This window comes from Methanopyrus sp. KOL6 (assembly GCF_002201915.1).
In the GTDB taxonomy this organism is placed as follows: Archaea; JAADCQ01; Methanopyri; order Methanopyrales; family Methanopyraceae; genus Methanopyrus.
On record NZ_CP019470.1, the window covers coordinates 327,528 to 350,969 of the forward strand.

The window sequence follows — 23,442 nt, forward strand, 5'->3', positions numbered from 1 at the left end:
TCCTCGGGGGACCAGGGTTGATCCCAAGGATCATGGTGGGAACCTCCCCGTTCCTAGGAGCTGGTCAGTTCGGGCATCGGGCCTTCCTATACCGACGCACCTTCTACCATTGCCCTGAAAACATCGTCACACTGCTAGAGTACTGCGCCGAAGAGCTCGGAGTTACGGGTGTTCAAGCTCTGGCGGATCCAGTCATTATCGAGGCGCTGAGGGACGTGGATCCAGATCTGGACGTCGTGGCGGTAGTGGGACTGAGGAACTTGGAGGAGGAGCTCGAGATGCTGGAAGACCTGAACCTTCGTGCGGTGCTCCTTCACGCTAGCTGTGTCGATGGTGAGGACGTCGAAGAAGTGTCTGCCAAGCTGAATGAAATCAGAGGCCGGTTAGATGTTCCGGTCGGGATCGCAACGCACCGACCGGATGAGACGCTCCCTAGATGGGAAGATAGAAAAACGGCAGACGTGTACATGGTTCCTATGAACCCAGTTGGGGCGTTCATGGGTGACCAGAAAGTTGTCGAAGAGCTCTTGGCCGAAACTGATCGGACTGTGATAGCGAAGAAAGTATTGGCGGCGGGGTCATTACCGCCGGAGGAAGGACTACCGTACGCAGCGCGTTACGCGGACGCCGTGGCTGTGGGAATCGCGGGGAAGGAGGAAGCGGAGGAGACTCTAAGGACCGCTAAGAGGTACTTCGAGTGATGAACCCCTCGGGAGCGGACCTTATGAAGAGACGTTCCAGCGCTGATACTTCGAGAACACCCTTAAAGGGTAAGTGAGGTTAGATTAGAGAACTATTTTGACGTTCCTAACCCGCTCCAGAACGACCCGCTCTCCCGTCTTAACCTCTCCATCGAAGTCTACGAGTACGGCCCCACGCGTACCGTGAGTATCAACGATTTTCCCTTCGACTCCTCCTTCCGTACTGACTCTCTCGCCCACTAGGCGCTTGGCGTGCTCCTTGTTTAGAGCTAATCCATCGACGACAGCTAAACCCTTCCCCATATGGTCAGCCCTAGTAACGCGCCCACGTCGTCTGGAGACGCGCTTGAATGTCTCGCGCTTCGAGGTACCTTCCACGAGCCCGGAACCCGCTATACGGAGCGTTGTCGGCGGTAAGTCCAACTTAACGAGGATCGTCCTATCTCCCTCTTTAACGGCAACGGGCTCGTTGAGCTTCGCATGCAGGTAACTCGACTCGCCGGGTCGTAGGGAGTCTAGGAGGAACCCATCGTCGTGAGGCACGACCCGGGCTGGTACGGACCTCATTCCGACGTGTATGTGCAGCATCGTCTTCTGCCCGATAGATTGAGAGAACAAAGGATCCATTTCCACCTTCAAGTCGAGGTATCTAGTGACCCGCAGGGAACCCTGCTCGGCTAGTTGGAAGCCACGTTCGATCTCTTCCTCTCGGACCCCTCGTAGTGCTATTCCGACCCGATCACCCGCACGCGCTTCCTGCTTGTCCTTCCCGAAACTCTGAATGGACTTCACTTCAACGGTCTTACCGATCGGGTACAGTGTCAGTTCATCCCCGACTTCAACGCGCCCGGTCAGTACGGTACCGGTTACCACGGTCCCAGCGCCTTTGACGTGGAACGCGTGGTCTATCGGCATTCTAAACGGGGAATCCAGATCACGATCTGAAGGCTCTAGCACCTCGAGCAACGCGTCTTTCAGATTCTCGATGCCCTCACCTGTCTTCGCGGAGACCGGTATTATTGGGGCATCTTCTAGGGCGGTTCCTTGAAGTACTCGTTTGATCTCCTCTATTCGACGCTCGACAGTCTTTTCGTCCACCAAATCCACCTTATTAAGGGCGACGACCCCGCGGTCGATACCCAGGTGGTTAAGTACCACCAAGTGTTCCCCGGTCTGTACCTGAGGACCCTCATCGGCCGCTACAACCAGGATCGCGGCATCTATTATTTCGGCCCCGGCCACCACGGTTCTGATGAGATCGGCGTGGCCCGGGGCATCTACCAGTGTGACGGTGTAATCACCGAGCTCGAAGCTGGAGAACCCCAGGTCTATCGTGATACCACGCTCCTTCTCCTCCGGGTGTTTATCCAACGCCGCCGTGGAAGGCTTCTCGGTCAGCTGCGCTGCGAGTGCCGTCTTGCCGTGGTCGATGTGCCCGAACAGTCCAACATGTACTATAGGCACGGCGCTGCATCACCACCCTTCGTCGAAGAAATATCGCACCTTCGCCCGATTAAAAAGCGACGAGGTCCCTGCTACTGCAGCCGCTGTGAAAATGTCTTCACCTCCTAACCCACCCTTTGCCAGCAGCACGTAGGCGACTACTATCGGGATAGGTAGGACGGCATCGATGGCACATACACGGCGGAACGTGTTCCGAACGGACACCACGATATCGATGGGCATTCCCATGAGGACCAAGTGATAATGCCGCTTCCTGAAGGCGATGACGCAAGGTAGGGTCACCAAGGCTATGAGCGTACCGTAGACCAACGCCTTGAACTCTGTGATATCCATAAAATAAAACACCTTACGCCGGAGGGCGGTGAATGCCATTAGAAGGCCGGGTATGGACGCGATCTCCGTGAACTGCAACCCTAGGATCGCGAACGAAAGTTTGAGAGACCTCTTAACGCGTATGATCTCCGCACCCACGGGCGGAGAACTGCTGCGAGCTTTCGCATCGAATATACGGATCCACAGCAGCATGTTGGCGAACAGTAAGGCCACACCGAAAGCGAGTAGGTATTTCATCCTTCCGCACGCTACGATCAGGTACGATGTCCCGTAGGAAAACGCTAGGACGAGAAGGTACGTCCACAGTTCTGCCGTCGCCGGATTCAACGTCGCTCACCCAAGGTGACGTACTTCGAGCTTGAGGTCCCCGAGAAGTTCTCGGACGTTAAGCCACAGAGCCTCGGCTCCGGCGGGAGTGATCCCGTAGACTGGAATCTGGCTACCGGCTTTTAATATGTACCTACGTCCGACCGCACGTCGCACGGTCTTCGAGGCGCAGCCGGTGATTATATCGCAATACTGCACCAGTCGTTCGGCATCCTCCTCGTCGGTTCCCGTAGTGTGTACCGCGGCTATCAGTACATCGTCACCGAACTCCTCTCGAATGGTCTCAGCCTCTCCGGCGTCCGCAACGGTTACGGCGACGAACCTTCGCCTCCCCTCCAGCGCTATCTCGACACCTTCACGTTGATCGATTTTCCCTAGTACCAAGCAGCCGGATTCCTCTAACCTGTCTACGACTTCGGGGATGGGATCCGTATCCCGGATCCCAGAGATTTCGCCGCAAAGACCCTGAACGATCGTAGGCTTGTCGGTGACGACCGTACCGGCACAGTCAGAGACTATTACGGCAGCGTCGATGAGCCTATGTTGTAGACACGTCATCAGTGTCTCGGAAACCCCGAACGGGGTATAGCGACGGCAAGATCGGATCCTACGCTTCGGGGTGAACATACCCACCTCGTTGACCTTGTTAAGGACATGGCGTTCGGCCGTCTCCCTAGTTAACTTGCTGAAGCCCTCCCGGCGACGCATCAGGGGACATCGCTCGATCAAGGGGTCACCTTCGGCGTGGACCTTCACGTTCCCGTCCTTCCAGATCACCCGTACCGGTGTCTTCCCCAGGCACTCCATCACGTGCTCGTACTTCGTCACCTCGACACCCTCCGGGGGACGATGTATCGTTGCGTCTGATACCGATAGGGTTGGTCGTCAAGAGTACGGACGAAGAAGGAATCGTGAGAGTAAGGGAGAGATACAGGAAGTGCCTCGAGGGGTTGGAGGGATTCTCCCACGTCTGGATACTGTGGTGGGGGCATGAAGCAGATCGGACCGTTACGAAGGTGAGACCCGTTCACGGGAGAGTCCCCGAGCTCGTCGGCGTTTTCGCCTGTAGGAGCCCTGACCGGCCGAATCCCGTGCTCCTGACGCTTTGTCGGATACTGGAGGTCCGTCTGAGCTCCGGCGAGCTTCGAGTCTCCGGCCTAGACGCCCGAACTGGGTCGCCAGTAGTCGATATGAAACCGTACCTACCTGACTACGACGAGCCCGACGGGGAGGTGTCGGTACCTGAGTGGGTCGAGAGAGTCACACAGGGTCGCCGGCCTCCTCGAACTCGAGGTTACCATCGATGAGCCCGCGTAGTACGTCCGCTAGCTTTCCGACCTCTACACGGACTTGCTCGGTCGTGTCCCTGTCCCTAATAGTCACCGTATCATCCTCGAGTGTTTCGTGGTCCACGGTGACGCAGTACGGAACACCGATCTCGTCGGCACGAGCGTATCGTCTGCCTATCGAACCGGAGTCGTCGTACTCGACTGTAAATCCTTCCTCACGTAGCATACGGGCCACGCGTCGGGCGTACTCGACCATGTCGCTGCGCTTCAGCAGTGGGAACACTCCTACCTCGATCGGCGCTAACCAGGCCGGGAACCTGAACACGCCTTCCTCAGGGTCGAAGTTGTGTTCGAGGACACAATACAGGATACGATCTATACCGTAGGAAGGTTCGATCACGTGCGGGTAGAACCACTCGCCCGTGACCCTCTCCTTGATAATCTCGTAGCACTCCTGGGGCACCTCCACCTCCTCGCCGTCGACTTCGACAGTGAGACCTCCCTTCAGCTCATCCTCGCTCTCCGCGGTGATTCGACGTAGCGCTTCCGCGATCTTCGGAGCGTCCGACATGAACTTCGGTCCGAGCTCTTCCATCACGGGTTCCGGGCGGTAGATGACCTTGGGCTCCTCCAGCTCGCGGAAGGCCCGTAGGTTCTCTCCACTGTGTTCCGAGTGCTTCTTAAGGTCATAATCCGTCCTGTCCGCGATCCCGACGACTTCAACCCATCCGAACCGCTCCAGCTTCACCTCCACGTCCCAGCAGTCGCTGGCGTAGTGTGCCCGCTCTTCTGGGAGATGCTGACGCGATCGAATGGCTTCGTCCGGAATCCCCATCTCGTTGAGCATACGCTTGGTGAGACCAAGGAAGTAGCCGATTGGTTGACTGACCATGCCTTCCTCAACGGCCTCACGAACGGACATCTCCAGCATCTCACCGTCCTCTTTCCGTTGTTCCTCTATGGGATAGAACTTCAGGACTTCGTCCGCGTAGCGTTCGAACCCGGGGTACTCCTTCTCCTCGGGGTCTAAGAAAACTTCAGCCTCGGCCTGAGTGAACTCGCGGAGACGGATCACACCCTGTCGCGGGCTGATTTCGTTTCGGTACGCGCGACCTATCTGCACGACACCGAAGGGAAGCTTCTGTCGCGCCCACCTGTAAAGGTCTTTGAACTGAATAAAGATAGCTTGGGCGGTCTCCGGACGTAGATATCCCGTTCGACCTTCCTTGGGACCGATGTTCGTGTCGAACATCAGGTTGAACTCGGTGACTTCGGCGAGCTTCCCACCGCACTCGGGACATCGTAGGTCGTGCTCACGGATCAAGTCCTCCAACTCCTCGGGCGACATTCCCTCGGCATCGACTCCAAGCTCCTCCTCGACCAAGTGATCGGCGCGGAAGAACTCACCACACTCGCTGCAATGAGTCATGGGATCTATGAAGTGCTCGACGTGACCGGAAGCCTCGAACACCTCACTTATGAGCAGGTTGGGGGCTTCGATCTCCATGAAACCTTCCTTATGAACGTAATACTCGCGCCACTTCTCCTCGATTTTCCGCTTTAGAAGTGCTCCCAGGGGACCGTAGTCGTAAAAGCCCCGGGCTCCCCCGTAGATACGGAACGCGGGCAGTATGAACCCGCGTCGGCGTGCGATCTCCATGATGCGTTCGTAGATGTCCTCGGTCAATTCCGTGCCCCCACCTCATATCTCGTAGATTGCTTCTGCTACCCCGTACAGCTTGAGTACATGTTCCTCGGCTACGAGGATCGTCTTCACACTCTCCTTGACGATACTCTCGAGGTCCTCCCGATCGAACTCCTCTGCTCCCAGGACCAGGGTGAGATCGCGCCCGTCATCCTCGAACTTCGGTACGAGATCCGAGTCATCGTCACCGACGGTACGCAAGCTGGGCTCGTTTCGGACCCATTCCACGAGCTGGATAGCCGCGTTCAAGACTTCGGAGACGCGCTCAGGATCCTTGACGACGAGTCCAACGGTACTGTGTTTACGAATACCAAGCAACGCCTCACGTTGGTCTTCGTCGGGTCTGAAATCGTAAGGTTCCACACTGGCGGCTTCTACGACAGCCTCCGCGGCCTTCGAGGGATCCTCGGAGGACGTGATGTATCCGCCAACGATCACTAAGTCCACGCCATCCAGCTCTTCTATCTTCCTCGGGGTGAGGCTACCTGCGACCGCGGTTCTCGCGGGACACCGGTCGACCCCGAACTTGTGGAGTAGCTCTTCCCCAGTGATCGGCTCGTCGATAGCCGCGTGGAGCAGGAGGTAGTCCGGGAGTTCCTCAAGTCCCTCCAACTTCGACAGAACGTTTACGGGATTGACACCGATAGTGTCCACTAACGCCCCAGCGCAGAGCTCGTGTGCTCTGGTGACGAACGATCGGATCGTCTCCTCGGGAGCCGCACCCAGTACGCATCCCAAGTTCGCCCCATGTTTAATCGATAGCTCCGCCTCCAGTGCCCCTACGTCCATCGTTTTCGTGTCGGCGACTATTGGACGTTCCGGAAACTCCTCGGCCAACCGTTCGATCGCCCGCGATCCTTCGGCCTTGATGAGCGGTGTTCCGACCTCAAGTATGTGAATACCGGCTTCCACGCTCGCCTCGGCTATTTCGATGGCCTTGGGTAGAGACGTAAGGTCCAACGCTACTTGCGTAAGCATCCGCTGTCCCCCGCCACCTCTGTGAGGACGGCTTCGAACTCTTCCGGACCCGCATCGGTTTTCACGACGGCTCTCTTTGAATAGTGTGGACGTACTGCGTTGAATCCCTCCTCACGGAGCCCCTCAAGTACCGAGGTCAGGCTCGGCACCCTGGATAAGCCCAACCTCGACGCCCATCGGTGGATATCGTAAGCCCAAGGATTCGTCCCGACCTCCTCCGCCACAGTCTCCAAGAGTTCCGAAGCCTCCTCGAACCCGAGTTCGCGGGCGTCCGAAGCCCCACGTTCGGCCCGCTCTCTGTCCGCGAAGTCGGGCAACCACAGTGGTCCCAACCTTGCTACGCTCCCAGACCCGCAGCGCGGACACTCACGATCGAACTCACGCTCTGAGGTGTACCCACACTCACGACAGTGCAGAAGGTGACCGAGCTGTTTTAACGCTCGATCGGCTCGGCGGGCTCCTCTTCGGATCTCTCCGATTACGCGCACGTGGTGGCGCTGGAAGAACGCAATATGGGGTTCGAACGCGAGGTCGTACTTCGCACACGTTCGGACGATGTACGAAATCAGCGTACGGATAGCAACTTCCTGGTAGAACTCGACGCGCTCGACCTCTACCCAATACTTCCTACGGGCCGAGCTCGGGTAGCGCCCGGCGAGGGCCGAGACATCGGTGGCAGAGACCCCTATCACGCCACGGTTTCGGACCGTTCTAACGGCAGCATCCAAGAACGGAACCGGGGGCCCGAACGGATCGATATCGACGTAATCGAAACGACCTGACAGCTCATCTTCGTGCATCAAGGCATTCGCATCACGGTTCTCGACCCTGCAGACGTCCTCGACGTCGTTCAACCGAACGTTCTCCTCGATCAGCTCGACCGCACGGGGGTTGAGATCGTTAAGGACGGTTACCTCAGGGTTCAACTCGACTGCGATGCGGATCCCGCGAGCGCCTACTCCCGCCAGCGGATCACACACGATCTTCGGGTCGTATTGTACCAGCGAGGATACCGTTAAATCACGGCTCAGTTGCATTGCGGGGTTGTAGAACACTGGGTCTCTGGAGGAAGGTTGCCCGCGGGTCTTCGGGACTTTCAGCAGCGTGCGGCCTTCGGTGATTGTCTCAATCTCCATCGACCTATCCCTAGCCCTGCCCCTGAAGGTGCGCTCACTTCAGTGTCACTTCGGTACCCAAGGCCTGGCCCGGGAGACCACGCTCAAACCGGACACGTACGGCCCCGTTGTTGCCGTGAGTATCGACCACCTTACCACGAATCACCCTACCCGTTTCAGGATGCTTCCAGATGACTTCCCTACCGATCAACTGGGCAGCCTCTGATCTGTTCTCGACACCCTCAAACTCTATTATGCACTGCCTGGGATCCTGCGTGTGCCTTCCCACGCGGTAGTTCACTATCACACCTCGCTTGACCTCACTCACGACTATTTACCCCCTGGGGGAGACCAGTTGTCCAAGCTCGCCATCGATGGAGGCAGACCGGTTAGGGAGGATCCTATACCGATAGCTCAACCTATCCTGGGTGATGAGGAGGCTCGTGCCGTCACGGAAGTCCTTCGATCGGGCCAGCTCGCTCAAGGACCACGCGTTGAGGAGTTCGAGCGTGAGTTCGCCAAGTTCGTCGGATGTGAACACTGCATCGCGACGAGTTCGGGCACGACCGCACTGCAGCTCGCCCTGGAGTCCGCCGGGCTCGGTCCGGGCGACCTCGCGATCGTTCCGTCTTTTACGTTTATCGCTACTGCGAACGCCGCCTTACACGTGGGCGCCCACGTCGCGTTCGTGGACATCGATCTGGAAACGTACTGTATGGATCCATACTCCCTTGAGGAGGTCGTGAAGCTCCTGAAAGACCGCGTGCTACGCCCCCGCACCGTAGCAGTGGTCCCAGTGCATCTCTACGGTCACCCAGCCGACATGGATCCGATCTTGGAGATCGCGGAGGAGCACGATCTCATCGTAATCGAAGACGCGGCACAGGCCCACGGAGCCGAGTACAAAGGTAAGAGGGCAGGGTCCTTGGGAGACGCCGCCTGCTTCAGTTTCTATCCGACCAAGAACATGACAACGGGAGAGGGAGGGGCAATCACCACGGACGACGAGGAACTGGCCGAGCGGGCCAGGATGCTCCGCTCACATGGTGAGCGCGAACGCTACGACCACGTGGAGATAGGGTACAATTTCCGGATGACGGACATCGCCGCGGCTATCGGGACCGTTCAGCTCCGGAGGCTGGAGGAGTTCAACGAGCGGAGGAGGGAGAACGCTCGCTACTACCTCAAGGAACTGGCTGATTTAGAACCCCTTATCGAGCTACCGACCGAGAAGTCCTGGGCGAAACACGTTTACCATCAGTTCACGATCAGGGTTAACGTGGAGGAGTTATCCTGCACACGAGACGAGTTCGCGGAGGCGCTTCGCGCCGAGGGAGTTGATTGTGCCGTACATTACCCGACTCCGCTGCACCGACAACCCGCGTACCTTAGGCGTGGTTACTACGCCATGGAGCTTCCGAAATCGGAGCGTGCGGCCGAGACCGTACTATCCATCCCGGTACACCCAGGTCTGTCGGAGAAGGACCGTCAGGACGTTGTGGAAGCCGTGGAGAAGGTCGTTTCCGCGTTTTCCAGATAGGTTCACACGAGGGGAACGCGCTTGCCGCGCGAGAAGTGTCCTAAATGTGATGGGAAGGGAAAGATCCCAGTCGGAGAGACCGAATGTCCCAGATGTGGCGGTAGCGGATTCGTAGGCGACGTGGACATCAGCGAACACTTCAAAGGAGCTGCTCAGCACGCCGTCGAAGGGTATGATCTCACAAGCTCACGTGACGTCCCCTGCCCGAAGTGTCAGGGTAAGGGTACGATAACCGTCTACGAGGAATGCGACAGGTGCGGTGGTACCGGTTACATCGTGAAGTGTCGAGAGTGTGGGAAAGAATTGGATCCAGACGTCGAAGAGGACCTATGCGAGGAGTGCTGGAAGAAAGTCAAGCAGATCCGCAGGGAGAAGATGCCGAAGGTGAAGGTCCTCTCGCCGGCGTGTGGGTACGAGGACGTCGAAGAGGGCGAGCTGTACAAAGGTAAAGTAAGTCGTGTCGAGAAGTACGGAGTTTTCATCGAATTAAACGACAGAACCCTCGGATTACTACACCGTCGTGACATGGGCGACAAGGAGCCTCAGGACTTCTCGATCGGTGACGAGGTGGTAGTGAAGGTCACGGACGTGCGACCGGAGGACGGTGAGATCGACTTCACGATCGAAGGTATCGACCCACGGCCCGACAGATATCGAGAGGAGGTCGTGGAGAAAAAGCTGAAGCGCGTACTCGTACGCGACATCGACGAATCGAAGATCGGTGAGACCGTACTGATCAAAGGTAAGATCATCCACGTGCAGCAGACACCCGGACCGACCGTATTCACGTTACGAGACGAAAGCGGTAGCATCTGGATGGCTGCCTTCGAGGGACCGGGGATCAGGGCATATCCGGACATCGAGGCGGGTGATTACGTCCGGGTGATCGGCGAGGTCACCACGCACGACGGCCAGCTCCAAGTCGAGATCCTCGACATGGAGAAACTCGTAGGGACGGAGAGAATCGAGATCAAACGAGCCATCGACGAGGCGCTCGATCGGGAGGCCGAGCCGCCCGAGGATTTGAAGCCTATGGTGGACAGCGAGATCATCGAGCGTCTGTGGCCGCGGATGCGCGAAGTGGCGAAGGAGATCAAGCGGGCCGTACTCGAAGGTCGGCCCATCCTGATCCGTCACCACGCGGACGCCGACGGTATTTCGGGAGGAGTAGCGCTGGAGGAAGCTATACTACCGATCCTGAGAGAAAACAACCCAGACCCGGAGGCGGAGTACCACTTCTACAAGCGGTTCCCGAACAAGGCACCTATATACACACTTGAGGACGCCTCACGGGACCTGAACCACGCATTGGAGGACGTCCACAGGTACAGCCATCAGGTACCCCTCCTGGTACTCTTGGACATCGGATGCACAGAGGAGGACGTGCCCGCCATCGAGGAAATGAAGGCATATGGCGTCGACGTCCTAGTCATCGACCACCATTACCCGGGCGAAGCAATAGGGGAGAACCCGGAGGACGGACTGGAGGAGTTCCTGATCGACGAACACGTGAAAGTACACGTGAACCCCTACGCGGCTGGTGGTGATGGCAAGAACATCCCGGCAGGTGCTCTAGCCGTAGAGATCGCCCGGCTCATCAATCCGGAGGTGGAGGACAGGATCAAGCATCTCCCGGCGGTAGCGTGTCTTGGAGATCACGCCGAGTCTCCCGAGGCTGAGCAGTACCTAGAGATCGCCGAAGAGGCCGGCTTCGACAGGGAGTGGCTGAGGAAGATCGCGGATAGCGTCGACTTCCAGGCGTTCCAACTACGTCACACCCCGGGGAGGCACCTGATGAACGATGTCCTCGGCACTACAGGGGACGAGCATCGGCATCGACGGCTGGTGGAGAACCTCTACAGGCAGCATAAAATCGCCTGCGAGCGGCAGTTGGAAGCCGCGCTGAATGGGATCAAGGAGTATGAGGCGGACGGCGTGAAGGTGGTCACCTTGGACGTGGATAAGTACGCCCGCAAGTTCGAGTACCCCGGCCCGGGCAAGACGTGCGGGCTCGTCCACGACCTGAAGGTCGAGGAGGAAGGCGACGATGCGAAGGTAGTGACAATCGCATACGGACCGGACTTCGCGGTGATCAGGGCCACGGAGAACTTAGGGATAAACCTCAACGATATCGTATCGGAACTGGAGGAAGAGATGCCGGAAGCCGCGGTGGAGGGTGGAGGTCACGAGACAGCCGGCTCGATATCGTTCGTGGAAGCACATCGAAACAAGGTCCTTAAGGCGCTGGTCGAAAAGATTCTGAGGGACGCCACTTCTTAGCCTACACGTACGCATTTCACGATGAGTCGCTCGCGCGCCGTGGAAAGAGGTGTGCAAGTGACCAACCACAGCTCGTCCTTACTCGACATATCCGGGTCGATGGCATAATCCGGAGGCACTACCACTTTATCGTACACCTCGTACACGTACTTGGATCCAAACCAATACACTACAACCTTGTCACCTCTCCCTAACTCGTCGAGATGCAAGAAAGGAGACCCAAAGAGGGTGCGATGACCGTAGAACACCGTGATCCCCTTTTTACCGGGCGGGGGCGTCGTGATCTCGTAGTACACACCGTAATCGGGTGAGGTCGTGTTGATTCGCTCACGGAGACCCAACTTTGGAATGACCAACTCACATTCGGGTATCGACACGGATTCATGGTACATGAGGTAAGCGACTTCCTTAGCCGCGAGGTATCCCAAGTACGTCGTGGATGGAGCGAGCAGGAGAATTCCCGGAATCAAGTACCTAAACCTCACTTGCTGAGACCCCTGTAGACCAGGTATAACCCGACCACAGCCGCCAGCACCACCGCCAAGATCAGGAATAAGGATTCACCGGTTTTGTATTGGCCCGCCGTGACGGACTCCTTCGCACCAGCACCTCCGGGACCACCGGCGCCAGTTTCACCAGCGGCAGAACTGCCTGAACCTACCGAGGTTCCGACTCCAGTGCCGGCCCCCTTACCGTACTCCATGACGTATCTAATCTCCGGGAATGGGCCGTACGTCCTGCCGTTGATCGTCACTTTGCCGTCTTTGACACCGATTCTCCAGACCGGAACGTTGTCGTTCACTTTAGCGGGCCTCGGGTCGGCTTCGACCAGCCTGCCATCCGAAAGGACGACAACCCCACTGAACTCCGTCTCTGGAGCGCTGTTAGCGTTGGCCTTTAACTCCATGGAGACCGAGATCCGTTCGTAGGAGCACTCACTCATGTTGAACGGCCAACCAGCGTTCACCATGAGTGGGAAACCTCCCTCTAGGGGAACGTTTTTCGCCACGATCTTGGCATACGCCCTCGATCCGGAGATCTTGACTTCTTTGACCTCGGCGCCTTGGATACCTATGTCCGATTCCCTAGGTTTTTTGGCGTCTTTACCCACCGCTTGTGCTTCGATTATGAGCTTCGAGATCACTACCGGGGATTGCGATTGTCCTTGCCGACCAGCAGGTTGGCCAGCAGGTTGCTCCGGAGTTCCACCAATCTGAGCTACCGTGAGGGAATTACTCACCGACTCAGCATATGTGATGTACGAGCACAATAGTAACATCAATGACGTTAATGACGTTATTATCATCATCGAGGGTGTTTTCAACGGTCGCTCCCCCACAGTGTGCTTATGTCTCCGGCAGTATCCAAATCCCTCCTTTGACACTCGATGCTATTAACACCTTAGGTTGAGCCGCATCTTTCGGTATTTCAACGATTACAAGTAAGTTCTCCCAGCTCCGGATACCCTCCCTCCTCTCGATGCTCATTAACTGACGGATGAAACCTCCTCCTCGGCGTGCCTTTTCCACGGCCATGGCCTTTACCAGGTCGCGAAGGTCCACGAGAGCTACAGGGGACAGGTGTGGTGACGTGACGGTTGTTTCGAGCCCAGGATAATTTTTAAGCTTGTAGGAAACGTTTGTCCTACCGGCTACGGCGTACGCTCTTCCGGTAACAAGACCCGCTGGGAATATCACTTTTCTGAGGGCTAAATCCGAACTGCCAGTGCGGTACAACGTCTCCAACGCGGACGCCGATACTAGATCGATTTTGAAATTATCCGGTAACCCACCTTTAATTAGCATGATGTACCTTACCACAGCTCCACTTATTTGGTTTGGTCCCTTATACGCCTCCTTACTTTTAACTTTAGCGATCTTCTTAATGGCCCAGTTCGTGATAGAAAGAGTTACCCTATCGCCCACCCTTATAGGACTTGTCTTATTTGGATCTGCCCAAATCGCTATCAACACTGTTTCGGGCCGTTTCACTTGAACTTTCATCAGTTGGTCGACACCCATCGTCTTTATTTTGTTCAATGCATCCTTAACGGTAAGCAATTGAGGACCCTGAGACGTAACTAATTCCACCCTTCCATTCTTTTGATTAGCCTTAATCTGATTAGCTAAATATCTCCTCCACTCTACCGTTGCAGCACCCACTACATCAATTGCTTGTAACTGCTCTGGAGTCTCTGCTGAAAGTATTTGCTGCTGCAATTTAGTCCGTGTTGGTGAAGACGCAAGTGGTCCTGTGAAATACGTGTTCAACTCTTTCAACTTTTGAGCACGAAGTTTTTCCAACTGCTCTACATATGGTTTATATACGAAAAAGTAGTATGCCCCACCACCGGCGGCCAGGAAAACCAATCCTATGACGATGGCTCCGATCACGGCGTGGCGTCTCTCTTCCGGAATCTCTACGAAGTTCGTGGGCTTCACCGGCGGCCGCGGAAGCACTCTCTCACCCCCTCATTATGTACCACGAAAGTAGCACCGTCACCGTGACCGAAGCGACAACTTCCAGCCCCCGTTTTATTTCATCCGGTGGAATCAAGGGCGAGAACAAGAGCACGAGGAACGACAGACCCCCCACGGCCAAGATCGCCGGATGGGGACGCTTGAGGCTCTGGAACTTGACCGACGAAATCATCAGTGGAGTCGAAGTACCCAGTATAATGGTGTTGAGGACGTACCACAGGTATGACGGACCCAGGTCGACGGTTAGGAAATAGAGGCAGCTTGTAATCGTTCCAACCCACGGGACTGGAAGGCCGAGGTAGTACTCATTAGGGTCGTACCCGTCAACGCACATCGCGTTGAACCTGGCGAGTCGGAGGGCACCGCAGCAAACCATCAGGACAGCGAGCAAGTAACACACCGGAGACGGCACGAGGCCGGCGGTGACGACCAGCATGGCCGGTGCTACCGCGAACGAGACCAAGTCTGCCAACGAGTCCAAGTTCATCCCGAACTCGGACTCCTCCCCAATCCTCCTGGCTACGAACCCGTCCAACGAGTCCGCGATGAAAGAGAGGATGATGAACCTGGCGGCCGCGCCCGGGAACCCCGAGATCGATGCCAAGAGCGAAAGCGTTCCGAAGACCACGTTGGTCAGCGATATCACGCACGCGGGTGTGATAAGCTCCGAGATCTTCCAACGCTCCACGTTACCTCACCTCTTCACTTTGATCACGGGAGTCTCGCCGGCCTTTACACTGTCCCCCTTACGTACGAGTAAGTCCTCCACATTATTTCGGGGAACGGCCAGGTCGACCCTTGACCCGAATCGGATCATGCCGATCGGTTCCCCCCTGTTCACATCGTCTCCCTCCTGCACGTACAGGTCGATCCTGCGGGCGACCGCCCCCGATACTAGACGGACGACGAACGGGGGGTCGCCCTCGAACAGCAGCACCGCACGGTTGTTCTCGGTGGCCGAGTCTTTCCGGAAAGCCGGACGGAACCGTCCTTTTAAAATCTCGACCTCCGCGACCCTTCCGTCGAGCGGAGCGCGGTTCACGTGCACGTCGAGCGGCGACATGAACACTGACACCGTTATCGGATCGTCTAAGTACGAGCTCAACTCGTCGTCGGATGCCTCTCCGGCTTCCATCACGTAACCCAGCAGTCTACCGTCCGCGGGTGATACCGCGAGGGAGGGGTCAGAAGGAGGTTCACGCGGTGGGTTACGGAAGAAGAACGCTAGGAACGCCGCGGTTCCGAAGCAGAGGAGGGATAAGGTACGAGACCATGGGAACAGTGCTGCACCGAGGGCCGCCGGTGGTGTTACGAACTTCCACCACCCGGGCGCCATCAAATCGCTCACACCCGCTCGCAGACGAATACGAACCCTGGGACGATGTGCACCCACTTCAGGTGCTTTTCCAACACGCGGAGTGGGACCTCGTGATGGAGTAATTTAGTGAAGTATCCAGGCCAGTGCGTCAGCTGCACGAACCTGCCTGAAGTCTTAAGAATCGTCGCGCAGGATCGGAGGAAATCGAGGGGCTCGGGCACGGTTTTGACGGGGACCGTTGACAGTACGGCGTCGACGTTATCTACGAGCTCTGGTAACTCGCGTGCGTCCGCGACTACGAACTCGATGGAGTCCTCCACTCCGTACTCCTTCGCGTTCCTCCGGGCCATGTCGATCATCTCGGGATCGACGTCGACGGCCAGCACTTCACACCCCACCTCTGCTGCCGCGATGGCGACGACTCCGTTCCCAGTACCCGCGTCCACTACGAAATCTCCTTCCTCAACACCCGCAGTTCGGACCATGAATTCAGCGGTTTCCCGGCGGGTAGGAGCCGGCGCACCTACTCGGAGCGGTTCGCGGAGCGCTTTTCTGACGAACGCCCATACGCTCATGGTATCCCCCCAGGGGTGGTGATGTGGGAGTTCGCGAAGTCTTAAGACGCTTGGCGGCCGCTCTGAGGTCCGAACCCAAGGAGCTGGACATCGGGATATACGGAGCCCCCAACGTGGGTAAAACAACGCTGGCGAATCGCATCGCCCAGGATTGGGAGGCGGAGGAATTCGGCCAAGTGTCGGAGGTCCCTCACGAGACTCGGAAATCTGTGCGTCGAGAGGTGGTGATAGAGGTAGGATCAACAACGGTTAAATTCAACATCGTGGACACACCCGGCATCGCCACGAAGGTGGATTACCGTAAGTTCTTGGAGTATGGGTTCGACGTGCAAGAGGCGAAACAGAGGGCCAAAGAGGCAACTCGAGGGGTGGTGGAAGCGATCAAGCTCCTAAAGGACATCGACGGAGCGCTGGTCGTTGTCGACTCCACCAAGGATCCTCTGAGTCAAGTCAACGTAACCCTGATAGGCAACCTGGAGGCCAACGGCGTACCGTTCTTGGTCGTTGCGAACAAGATAGATCTTAAGGAAGCCGACCCTGAAGCCGTCAGGAAAGCGTTCTCGGAATACTCCGTAGTCGCCGTCTCCGCGAAGACCGGGGAGAACATGACTGAGCTGTACGAAGCCATGGTTAGGGAGTTTACGAGTTGACGGACGGCGAGGTTAAAGTGGAGGTACTAGCCAAATCGGCTTTGGAGAGGATGTCGACGGAAGAAGTCGTAGACTACGTCATCGAAAAAACCAGGGGTGGGTCCGTGATCGTACTTGAGGGACAGTTGGACCCGGAGACGCTAACACAGATTATTCGTGAGACTATGGAGAATGTGGATCTAGAAGAGTTCACAGGTGTGGACATCTACGTGGTGCCACCGAAGGCGAAGACGGATAAAGGACTTTTCGACAGACTGCTAGGACGACAGTCCGAGGAGGGCATGACCGTGATCTCACCCGCGGACGTTCTGAAGGATATGAAAAAGGGGAAGGATTTCATCACGTTAAAACTCGGATGACGGGAGATCTGCTATGCCCCATGTATGTATAAGATGCGGTGAAGTGTACGGTAAGGTTACGAAAGAGCTCATACGCCGGGGCTGCTTAAAATGTGGGTGTAGACTGTTTAAGCGGATATCCGAAGATGATGAAGATAACCCAGCAACGATCGTTGTCGAACGTGATGGCGTTTACACAATTAATATTGAAAACATTGACGATGTTGTAACTGTATATAAATCAGGTAGATTCTTTATAGTGCTTCCGGAGCAAAAGTACGGGGATTAGGCAATTGAAGACCACGGAAAGACCTGAACTAAAAGTTAAAATACTTAGAGCGGCCGCAGTTTCCCACGAGAACATTAGTGAAGAAATGGATTCATACTGTGCAATACTAGGGGATCCAGAAAGCATTGACGACATCGTGTATGAAGTAATGCGTCTATCTAATTTTGAAATTATCGACAACAGTGTAGCGAAAACTAGGTACGGAATAGTGGTCTGGAGGTACGGAATCGTACTAATAAAATCTACGCCTGAGATCACTTCATTAATAAAGCGAATAGTGAGCGACACGAACCTCATGTCCGTAGTATTTAAGGCTAAAGATGGGGACTTTCTAATAGCAGGACCGGACATTGTCTTGAAAAAAATTCTGAGTAATGCTAGGGCTAAAATGAAGGTTAAAGTGACCAAGCGTGCTAGAGGTATAGCTTTCATTGAAACTTCTACCGTGGTATTTGATGTGATGCCTAAATTCTTAAAAGATATAATTAACGCGCTTCTCGGTATAGAAGAGGAAATATTCAGTATTCTGGTCTTAAACGTTGAAAATCCTGAAGAGTTTGAGAAGATCATAGATAAAGGACCGAATGTATATTGGAGAAGGATTGGAGAAGACAAGGAGACATAAAGGGGGTTATAAGCGCTTGCCATTGTGGAAGAGAAAGAAGGAAGAGAAGGCAAAGAAAGAGGAAAAGATTGAAGAAGAGAAGGAGAGGAATGATGAAAAGAAAACTTCCGAACAACCAACATCTATTCAAGAAGCACTTAGTGAAGAACCCGAAATAGAGATAGACGAGGGGCTTGAGGCACTAGGTATAGATTTAGGTACTATGAACACAGTGGTTGCAAGACCGGCCGAAGAGGAGTTTTTAGTGAAGCAATTTCCGTCCGTAGTGGCCGTAAAGAAAGGTACGAATCAGGTTTTGGCTATAGGTGAAGAAGCTCGTCGAATGCTCGGACGGACTCCTGAGGACATTATCGCCGTGCGTCCGATGCGTCACGGTGTGATCGAGTCCTTGGAGTATGCTAAGTTCGTAGTTCAGTACGCGATCGAGGTTGGATCGGACAACAGTCCAGAGCAAATCGAGCGCGTCGCTGTAGGAGTACCGGGTGATGCATCAGAGGTGGAGAGAGGAGCCATTAAAGAAGCGACCTCGGATGTCGGGATAGACGAGGACAACGTGATCGTGATCAATGAAGCCCTAGCGGCAGCCATCGGAGCCGGACTGCCGATCGCGGAGCCGGACGGGACTATGGTGATCGACATCGGAGCTGGCTCCACCGATATCGCCGTCATATCACTGGGTGGGATCACCGATCAGGAGACTATGAGGGTCGGTGGGGATAACATCGACCAGAATGTCGTCGATCTTGTAGAAGAGGAGTTCGGAGTACGGATCGGTATCCACGAAGCCGAACGGGCGAAGGTGGAGGTAGGTAAAGTCTTCACTGAAACCGAAGACATCGAGGACAAGGAGATTGAAGTAGTTGGTAAGGATATCGAAACGAACAAGCCTAAGGAAATCACGATCGACTCCGAGCTGGTGGCTAAAGCCGCGGAGCCCGTAGTACAGGAGATCATCAAGGCTATCGAGAGGATCCTCGACAGGTTACCACCGGAGCTTGTTCCGGGCGTGTACGAGAACACCGTGCTCGTCGGGGGCACTTCGCTAATGCGAGGCCTCCAAGCTAGGATCGAGGAGGAAACCGACGTACCGGCCGAGCTCGTAGACGATCCCCTGACGGTAGTAGCGAAGGGTGCCGCAATCGTAGCTGCGGAGCCGAAGACCTTGGAGCCCGAGGTAAGACTCAAGGCTCTGAAGTGAAATGCCAGGCCGTAAAATGGCCGGGAAGGCTCCTGTTGCGTCTTCGGGTAGACCTGCATACCCACACGGTGTACTCAGATGGTCATGGGACTCCGATGGAGAACGCATTAGCGGCGGAAGAGCGGGGACTTGAGACTGTCGCATTAACCGATCACGGCCCCGCATCACCCGACGGTCTCACGGATCGGTCCTTCAGACGTCTCGTGGCGGAAGCCAGGGAGGTAGAAAAACTCTGCTCGGTTCGGGTGTACGTGGGTGTGGAGGCGAACATCGTGTCGATGTCGGGAGAGATAGATGCGACACCGGCGATGCTCAGCGAGTCCGACATCGTGTTGGCCGCTATCCACAATCCTCATCTGATATTGATGAACCCGGGAAGTGCGGAAGAACTGCGCCGCGCGATCGTACACGCGACGATCAGGTGCATAGAGAACGGAGAGGTGCAAATAATCGCGCATCCGGTATGGATCCTAGAGCAACTCCGATGTTACATAACCGCACAGGAGGCGGAAGAAATCGCTCGAGTAGCCGCTGATCACAACGTCGGACTGGAGCTCAACGCGCGGCATCTCCCAAGGGACTTCACGCTGTATCAAGTCGCGATTAGGGTGGGAGCACCGATCACGTTCGGTAGCGACGCCCACGCACCTGAGGAAGTGGGACGGTTCAAGCCGCTTCAGAAGCTGGCCAAAAGGCTCGGTATCGAACCGCAGGACGTACACCCGGAGGAGTTGGGGATCGTCTGATCCTGAAAACCTTAAGCGTCGACTGGGAGGCAGTCAAAGACGCGCTGGACGACACCGAGGAACCGAAAGAGCTTTCTGAGCTATTGGATCCTCCGGAACTCGCCGCAGCCTTACCGTACTCCAGATGCGATAACCCACGAGAATTCCTCAGGAGGCTCGAAGTTCGTCTCGACCCCATTTCTTTAGCGTTAACAGAGATACACGGCAGGATCGCGAGGAAAGTGCAAAAGTGGAAACCGTTCGTGTGCCCCGATATCCGTGCAGCCCGCGAGTTCACGCGAGAGATAGTAGCCAAGGCTAAAGCCGACTTCCTAGCGAAGCGAGCCGGAGGGTCCGAAGCGCTGGACTTGTGCGCGGGACCAGGCGGAGACACGTTGGCCTTGTCGGAGCACTACGACGTGACAGCCGTGGACCATGAGGTATCTCGGATCGAGGCGCTGAATATCAACGCTCGGCTCCACGCGAGGCACGCCGTCGAAGCTATCGAGCTGGACGTCGTGGAGGCCGAGCTCGATGCGGATGTTGTTCACGCGGATCCGGGCAGATCCGGCGCCAAAGACCCGAGGCATACCGAGCCCCCCGCGACGGAGCTGCGAGACAAGTTCTCGGAAGTCCCATACATGATCGAGGTGCCGCCCGCCGTGAAGCCTAGACCGGGAACCGTAGTTTTCAGTGCGGGGGGAGAGGTCCGTTCCGTCTGCTGGACCAACCTGACCGAGGAAGTTGCGGCCGTGATAGCAGAGACTTCAGCTGTTCTTGAAGGACTTCCACGGAAGCCCACGGAAGCGTTGGAACTCGAAAAGGTGCGCTACGTTATCGAGCAGGATCCCGCCGTCCGTAAAGCGAATCTTTCGTGGAAGCTCGCCGAGAACCTCAACGTTCATCCGACAGTCGTCGAAGGTGAGGAGACAGTGCTGGCGTCGGAAGATCCACCGGACTTAATGGTCGATCACGTGGTCAGGGTAGTGGAGATTGGAGAAAAAGGCGATGGTCCGCCTATAATACGGTCTTTTGGTGTCAAACTGAACCCGAGACGGCTGGTAGAACTGCGTAAAACGTACAAGGGATACGATGTCGTGTACGTGACGAAGGTCGGTGTCCTGGCTGGGAGGGTGGTCTATGAAAGGGAGTGAGTTGCTCACCGGTGCCGTGCTTCTAGGTTCGGCCGCGCTCCTGATGGTCGGTAGACTGAATAACCGAGGGTTCTTCTTGTGGCTTCGTACCGTAGGTATCTTGGGTCTGTTAGTCGGAATACTGTCCTTGGCACTGGCCGTTCTGACGGGGAGCGCGATCGCGGGGCTGGTTGTTGGAGTCATCACTGCTACGATGATGTACATGTTCTCCTCCCGTATAGTACGCATCCAGATGGGTGCCGTAGACGCCGAGGAGTTCCTCCGGTACAAGCCGGAGTACGCGGACAAGCTACGCAGAGTGCAGGAGATGGTGTCGAAGCTAGCATCCAAGGCTGGGCTTCCAGAACCCGAGCTGGTGGTAGTTCCTGAGGAGACTGGTGTCGGCATGTATCCCAACGCCTTCGCCACTGGACGCCAGTCGAAGCCCACAGTGGGAGTTACGGAAGGTCTCCTGGAGCACCTGGATGACGAGGAGATATACGGGGTACTGGGTCACGAGCTCGCTCACGTGAAGAACCGCGACACGCTCGTAATGACCGTAGCTGCAGCCGTGAGCACCGCCATCGCGTACGCGTTCGACCCGTGGCTAAATGCCATATACGCCGAAGATTGGGAGGATGTAGCCTACCTGGTACTAGCGGGCACGTTGGCCTCGCTGATCTCGACGCTGCTCGTGGCCGCCATAAGCCGGTCGAGGGAGTACTTGGCCGACGAGGAAGGAGCGAAACTCTCGGAGAATCCTATGGGACTGGCCGAAGCCTTGGAGAAAATCGAAGCGATAGTCAAATCCAACCCAACGCCCGCCAAGTCGTTGTCAGAAGTCTCAACGGCGCACCTGTGGATCGAAAACCCGTTCCGCGGAGGTCTGCTCCGACTGTTCAGCACTCATCCGCCGGTCGAGAAGAGGGTCAAACGTCTCAGGCGCCTCGCGAGAGAGTTGCAATGACCGCAATCGACCCAGGCATCCTCGAGGTAACGCCGTACATCCAGGGGACTCCGAGAATCTACCTTTCGGACGCGGCGGAGGAGCAGCTTCTTGACCTTAGCCGCCTTGGGATGTTCGAGTTTCACTTCGGGCACGCAGAGCGGAATGTCTAGGCGTTCCGCAGCCAATCCCAGTAGTCCAGACCCATAGGACCTTTCGAGTTTCGGGAGTGGGTCGTCGGTCCGGCACCCGGTCACACGCAGGAGAATCATCTCGAGGCGGCGAACACCACATCTGGAAGCTCCAGCAACACTAGAGCTCCTCCACACTAACCTCGAGAGGAAGGACCAGAGCCCGAAGTGGCAACACACAGATCGGATACAACAAACTGCAGTACGTAGGCGAGCTCATGCGTGTACGTGGTCCGAACAGTGTTACAATCAGCATAGATCATCGAAGAATCAGGCTTAATAGTCGACGGGAGTTCGTGCTCGGATCACGGAGTACTAGAGCGATCTGATATTATGATATATGAGCAGGATCGTCAGCACTGTCTGACCCTAACACCACTTTCGGCCAGGTACTCCTTCACATCTTCGATCGTGAATTTCCCATAGTGGAAGATAGAAGCCGCGAGGGCCGCGTCGGCGTCAGTCTTCTTGAAGACCTCTACTATATGCTTCGGGTGACCGCAACCCCCTGAGGCTATTACTGGAATGTTCACTGAGTTACACACCTCTCTAGTCAGTTCGATGTCGTAACCTTCCTGGGTACCGTCGGCGTCGATGCTTGTCAAGAGTATCTCGCCCGCGCCCAGCTCCTCCGCTCTCTTAGCCCAGGTTATAGCATCGAGATCTACGGGCTCGCGACCTCCACGGACGTAGACTCGGAACCAGTATTCTCCGTTATCACCAGAAAAGACGTGATCCGCCACATGTTCATGCTCCGGTTTCAGAGGTTCCCGTTTAGCGTCGATCGCCACTACTACGCACTGCGATCCGAAAATATCAGCGGCCTCCGAGATTAACTCCGGGTTCTCCACCGCAGCGGTGTTCACGGAAACTTTATCGGCTCCGGCGGTCAATGCCCTACGGAAGTCCTCGACGTCGGATATTCCGCCACCTACGGTCATGGGAATGAACACCGTCTCCGCGGTGCGACGCACCACGTCCACCATTAACCGGCGACCTTCAGGGGAGGCCGAGATATCCAGGAACACGATCTCATCGGCACCGTGACGGTAATAGTGATGGGCCAACTCAGCGGGATCGCCAGCGTCGCGCAGTCCACGAAACCGTACGCCTTTCACGACGCGTCCGTCCTTGACGTCGAGGCAGGGTATGATGCGCTTAGCTAAGGCCATTGGAGTCTCCGCCCACACCCCGGTTCCTCCTCATCGGGGTCGGCGTGGGGTAGCATCGTCATCGACGGGG

27 protein-coding genes are annotated in these 23,442 nt (G+C 56.3%); 12 read left to right on the top strand and 15 right to left on the bottom strand.

The genetic code is table 11. From position 1 onward, the window contains the following. Positions 1-17 precede the first annotated feature (17 nt). The gene (locus BW919_RS01815) at positions 18-701 is read left to right on the top strand and encodes a hypothetical protein (RefSeq protein WP_088335227.1); all 684 of its coding nucleotides are present in this window, start codon (positions 18-20) and stop codon (positions 699-701) included. Between the two features lie 84 nt (positions 702-785). Here BW919_RS01815 and selB read toward each other — a convergent pair whose 3' ends face one another. The 3 genes from selB to BW919_RS01830 are packed head-to-tail and all read right to left on the bottom strand — an operon-like array spanning position 786 to position 3,653. Next, a complete protein-coding gene (selB, locus tag BW919_RS01820) occupies positions 786-2,165 on the bottom strand; it encodes a selenocysteine-specific translation elongation factor (protein ID WP_198324637.1) in 1,380 nt (459 codons plus the stop codon). Between the two features lie 9 nt (positions 2,166-2,174). Beyond that, on the bottom strand, positions 2,175-2,825 hold the full coding sequence (locus tag BW919_RS01825; RefSeq protein WP_088335229.1) for a hypothetical protein: 651 nt from the start codon (positions 2,823-2,825) through the stop codon (positions 2,175-2,177). Between the two features lie 6 nt (positions 2,826-2,831). After that, positions 2,832-3,653: a methanogenesis marker 8 protein gene (locus BW919_RS01830; protein ID WP_157665871.1), complete on the bottom strand. Its 822-nt coding sequence runs from the start codon at positions 3,651-3,653 to the stop codon at positions 2,832-2,834. A gap of 29 nt (positions 3,654-3,682) precedes the next feature. On the opposite strand from BW919_RS01830, the gene BW919_RS01835 reads away from it, so the two are divergent. After that, entirely contained in the window at positions 3,683-4,132 is a 450-nt protein-coding gene (locus tag BW919_RS01835) for an SAM-dependent methyltransferase (protein ID WP_157665873.1), read from the top strand. Here the strand turns inward: BW919_RS01835 and glyS are convergent. From glyS to BW919_RS01855, 4 genes are read right to left on the bottom strand one after another with little or no spacing between them, the layout of a single operon-like run. Continuing rightward, a complete protein-coding gene (gene glyS / locus BW919_RS01840) occupies positions 4,086-5,801 on the bottom strand; it encodes a glycine--tRNA ligase (protein WP_088335234.1) in 1,716 nt (571 codons plus the stop codon). The genes BW919_RS01835 and glyS overlap by 47 nt on opposite strands. A 15-nt stretch (positions 5,802-5,816) precedes the next feature. Further along, on the bottom strand, positions 5,817-6,797 hold the full coding sequence (locus BW919_RS01845; protein WP_088335236.1) for an orotidine 5'-phosphate decarboxylase / HUMPS family protein: 981 nt from the start codon (positions 6,795-6,797) through the stop codon (positions 5,817-5,819). After that, positions 6,782-7,933, bottom strand: coding sequence for a tRNA (guanine(10)-N(2))-dimethyltransferase (locus BW919_RS01850; RefSeq protein WP_088335238.1), 1,152 nt, complete (start codon positions 7,931-7,933; stop codon positions 6,782-6,784). Before BW919_RS01850 ends, BW919_RS01845 begins: the two co-directional genes overlap by 16 nt. 34 nt (positions 7,934-7,967) lie before the next feature. Further along, the gene (locus BW919_RS01855; protein WP_088335240.1) at positions 7,968-8,240 is read right to left on the bottom strand and encodes a 50S ribosomal protein L35ae; all 273 of its coding nucleotides are present in this window, start codon (positions 8,238-8,240) and stop codon (positions 7,968-7,970) included. Positions 8,241-8,267: 27 nt separating this feature from the next. Between BW919_RS01855 and BW919_RS01860 the strand changes: the two genes are divergently transcribed. Both BW919_RS01860 and BW919_RS01865 read left to right on the top strand, forming a co-directional pair. Beyond that, positions 8,268-9,452: a DegT/DnrJ/EryC1/StrS aminotransferase family protein gene (locus tag BW919_RS01860; RefSeq protein WP_088335242.1), complete on the top strand. Its 1,185-nt coding sequence runs from the start codon at positions 8,268-8,270 to the stop codon at positions 9,450-9,452. Positions 9,453-9,473: 21 nt separating this feature from the next. Then, a complete protein-coding gene (locus BW919_RS01865) occupies positions 9,474-11,732 on the top strand; it encodes a DHH family phosphoesterase (protein WP_088335244.1) in 2,259 nt (752 codons plus the stop codon). On the opposite strand, the gene BW919_RS01870 is transcribed toward BW919_RS01865, so the two are convergent. The 6 genes from BW919_RS01870 to BW919_RS01895 are packed head-to-tail and all read right to left on the bottom strand — an operon-like array spanning position 11,729 to position 16,105. Beyond that, complete coding sequence (locus tag BW919_RS01870; RefSeq protein ID WP_088335246.1) at positions 11,729-12,217, bottom strand: class E sortase; 489 nt, start codon at positions 12,215-12,217, stop codon at positions 11,729-11,731. The two genes, BW919_RS01865 and BW919_RS01870, sit on opposite strands and share 4 nt — an antisense overlap. Further along, positions 12,214-13,056: a hypothetical protein gene (locus tag BW919_RS01875; protein WP_198324638.1), complete on the bottom strand. Its 843-nt coding sequence runs from the start codon at positions 13,054-13,056 to the stop codon at positions 12,214-12,216. The genes BW919_RS01870 and BW919_RS01875 overlap by 4 nt, the downstream gene beginning before the upstream one ends. 22 nt (positions 13,057-13,078) lie before the next feature. Beyond that, positions 13,079-14,191, bottom strand: a complete 1,113-nt coding sequence (locus tag BW919_RS01880; protein WP_088335250.1) for a DUF515 domain-containing protein — start codon at positions 14,189-14,191, stop codon at positions 13,079-13,081. A 4-nt stretch (positions 14,192-14,195) separates the two neighbouring features. Next, positions 14,196-14,900 (bottom strand): CDP-diacylglycerol--serine O-phosphatidyltransferase, encoded by a 705-nt coding sequence (pssA, locus tag BW919_RS01885; RefSeq protein ID WP_088335252.1) that lies wholly within the window; start codon positions 14,898-14,900, stop codon positions 14,196-14,198. 6 nt (positions 14,901-14,906) lie between these two features. After that, positions 14,907-15,548, bottom strand: a complete 642-nt coding sequence (locus tag BW919_RS01890) for a phosphatidylserine decarboxylase (RefSeq protein WP_232452925.1) — start codon at positions 15,546-15,548, stop codon at positions 14,907-14,909. An 8-nt stretch (positions 15,549-15,556) separates the two neighbouring features. Further along, a complete protein-coding gene (locus BW919_RS01895; RefSeq protein WP_088335256.1) occupies positions 15,557-16,105 on the bottom strand; it encodes a TRM11 family methyltransferase in 549 nt (182 codons plus the stop codon). Positions 16,106-16,128: 23 nt separating this feature from the next. Here BW919_RS01895 and BW919_RS01900 point away from each other — a divergent pair, with 23 nt between their 5' ends. The 8 genes from BW919_RS01900 to BW919_RS01930 all read left to right on the top strand — a co-directional run bounded on the left by BW919_RS01900 (position 16,129) and on the right by BW919_RS01930 (position 22,030). Then, positions 16,129-16,755: an Era-like GTP-binding protein gene (locus BW919_RS01900; protein WP_088335258.1), complete on the top strand. Its 627-nt coding sequence runs from the start codon at positions 16,129-16,131 to the stop codon at positions 16,753-16,755. Continuing rightward, positions 16,752-17,114, top strand: a complete 363-nt coding sequence (locus BW919_RS01905; protein WP_088335260.1) for a DUF2073 domain-containing protein — start codon at positions 16,752-16,754, stop codon at positions 17,112-17,114. The genes BW919_RS01900 and BW919_RS01905 overlap by 4 nt, the downstream gene beginning before the upstream one ends. Before the next feature lie 13 nt (positions 17,115-17,127). Further along, complete coding sequence (locus BW919_RS08165) at positions 17,128-17,382, top strand: Zn-ribbon containing protein (protein ID WP_148688452.1); 255 nt, start codon at positions 17,128-17,130, stop codon at positions 17,380-17,382. Between the two features lie 4 nt (positions 17,383-17,386). Then, a complete protein-coding gene (locus tag BW919_RS01910; RefSeq protein WP_088335262.1) occupies positions 17,387-18,007 on the top strand; it encodes a hypothetical protein in 621 nt (206 codons plus the stop codon). Between the two features lie 16 nt (positions 18,008-18,023). Further along, a complete protein-coding gene (locus BW919_RS01915) occupies positions 18,024-19,205 on the top strand; it encodes a rod shape-determining protein (protein ID WP_088335264.1) in 1,182 nt (393 codons plus the stop codon). Positions 19,206-19,240: 35 nt separating this feature from the next. Beyond that, positions 19,241-19,951, top strand: a complete 711-nt coding sequence (locus BW919_RS01920) for a PHP domain-containing protein (protein WP_157665875.1) — start codon at positions 19,241-19,243, stop codon at positions 19,949-19,951. Between the two features lie 83 nt (positions 19,952-20,034). After that, positions 20,035-21,084 carry a hypothetical protein gene (locus BW919_RS01925; RefSeq protein ID WP_088335268.1) on the top strand — a complete coding sequence of 350 codons (1,050 nt, stop codon included), beginning with the start codon at positions 20,035-20,037 and terminating at the stop codon, positions 21,082-21,084. Further along, positions 21,071-22,030: a M48 family metalloprotease gene (locus BW919_RS01930; RefSeq protein WP_198324639.1), complete on the top strand. Its 960-nt coding sequence runs from the start codon at positions 21,071-21,073 to the stop codon at positions 22,028-22,030. Before BW919_RS01925 ends, BW919_RS01930 begins: the two co-directional genes overlap by 14 nt. On the opposite strand, the gene BW919_RS07825 is transcribed toward BW919_RS01930, so the two are convergent. Beyond that, positions 21,970-22,281: a hypothetical protein gene (locus BW919_RS07825; protein ID WP_157665877.1), complete on the bottom strand. Its 312-nt coding sequence runs from the start codon at positions 22,279-22,281 to the stop codon at positions 21,970-21,972. The genes BW919_RS01930 and BW919_RS07825 overlap by 61 nt on opposite strands. Before the next feature lie 272 nt (positions 22,282-22,553). Then, complete coding sequence (gene hisF, locus BW919_RS01935) at positions 22,554-23,372, bottom strand: imidazole glycerol phosphate synthase subunit HisF (RefSeq protein ID WP_088336465.1); 819 nt, start codon at positions 23,370-23,372, stop codon at positions 22,554-22,556. Positions 23,373-23,442: the final 70 nt, after the last annotated feature.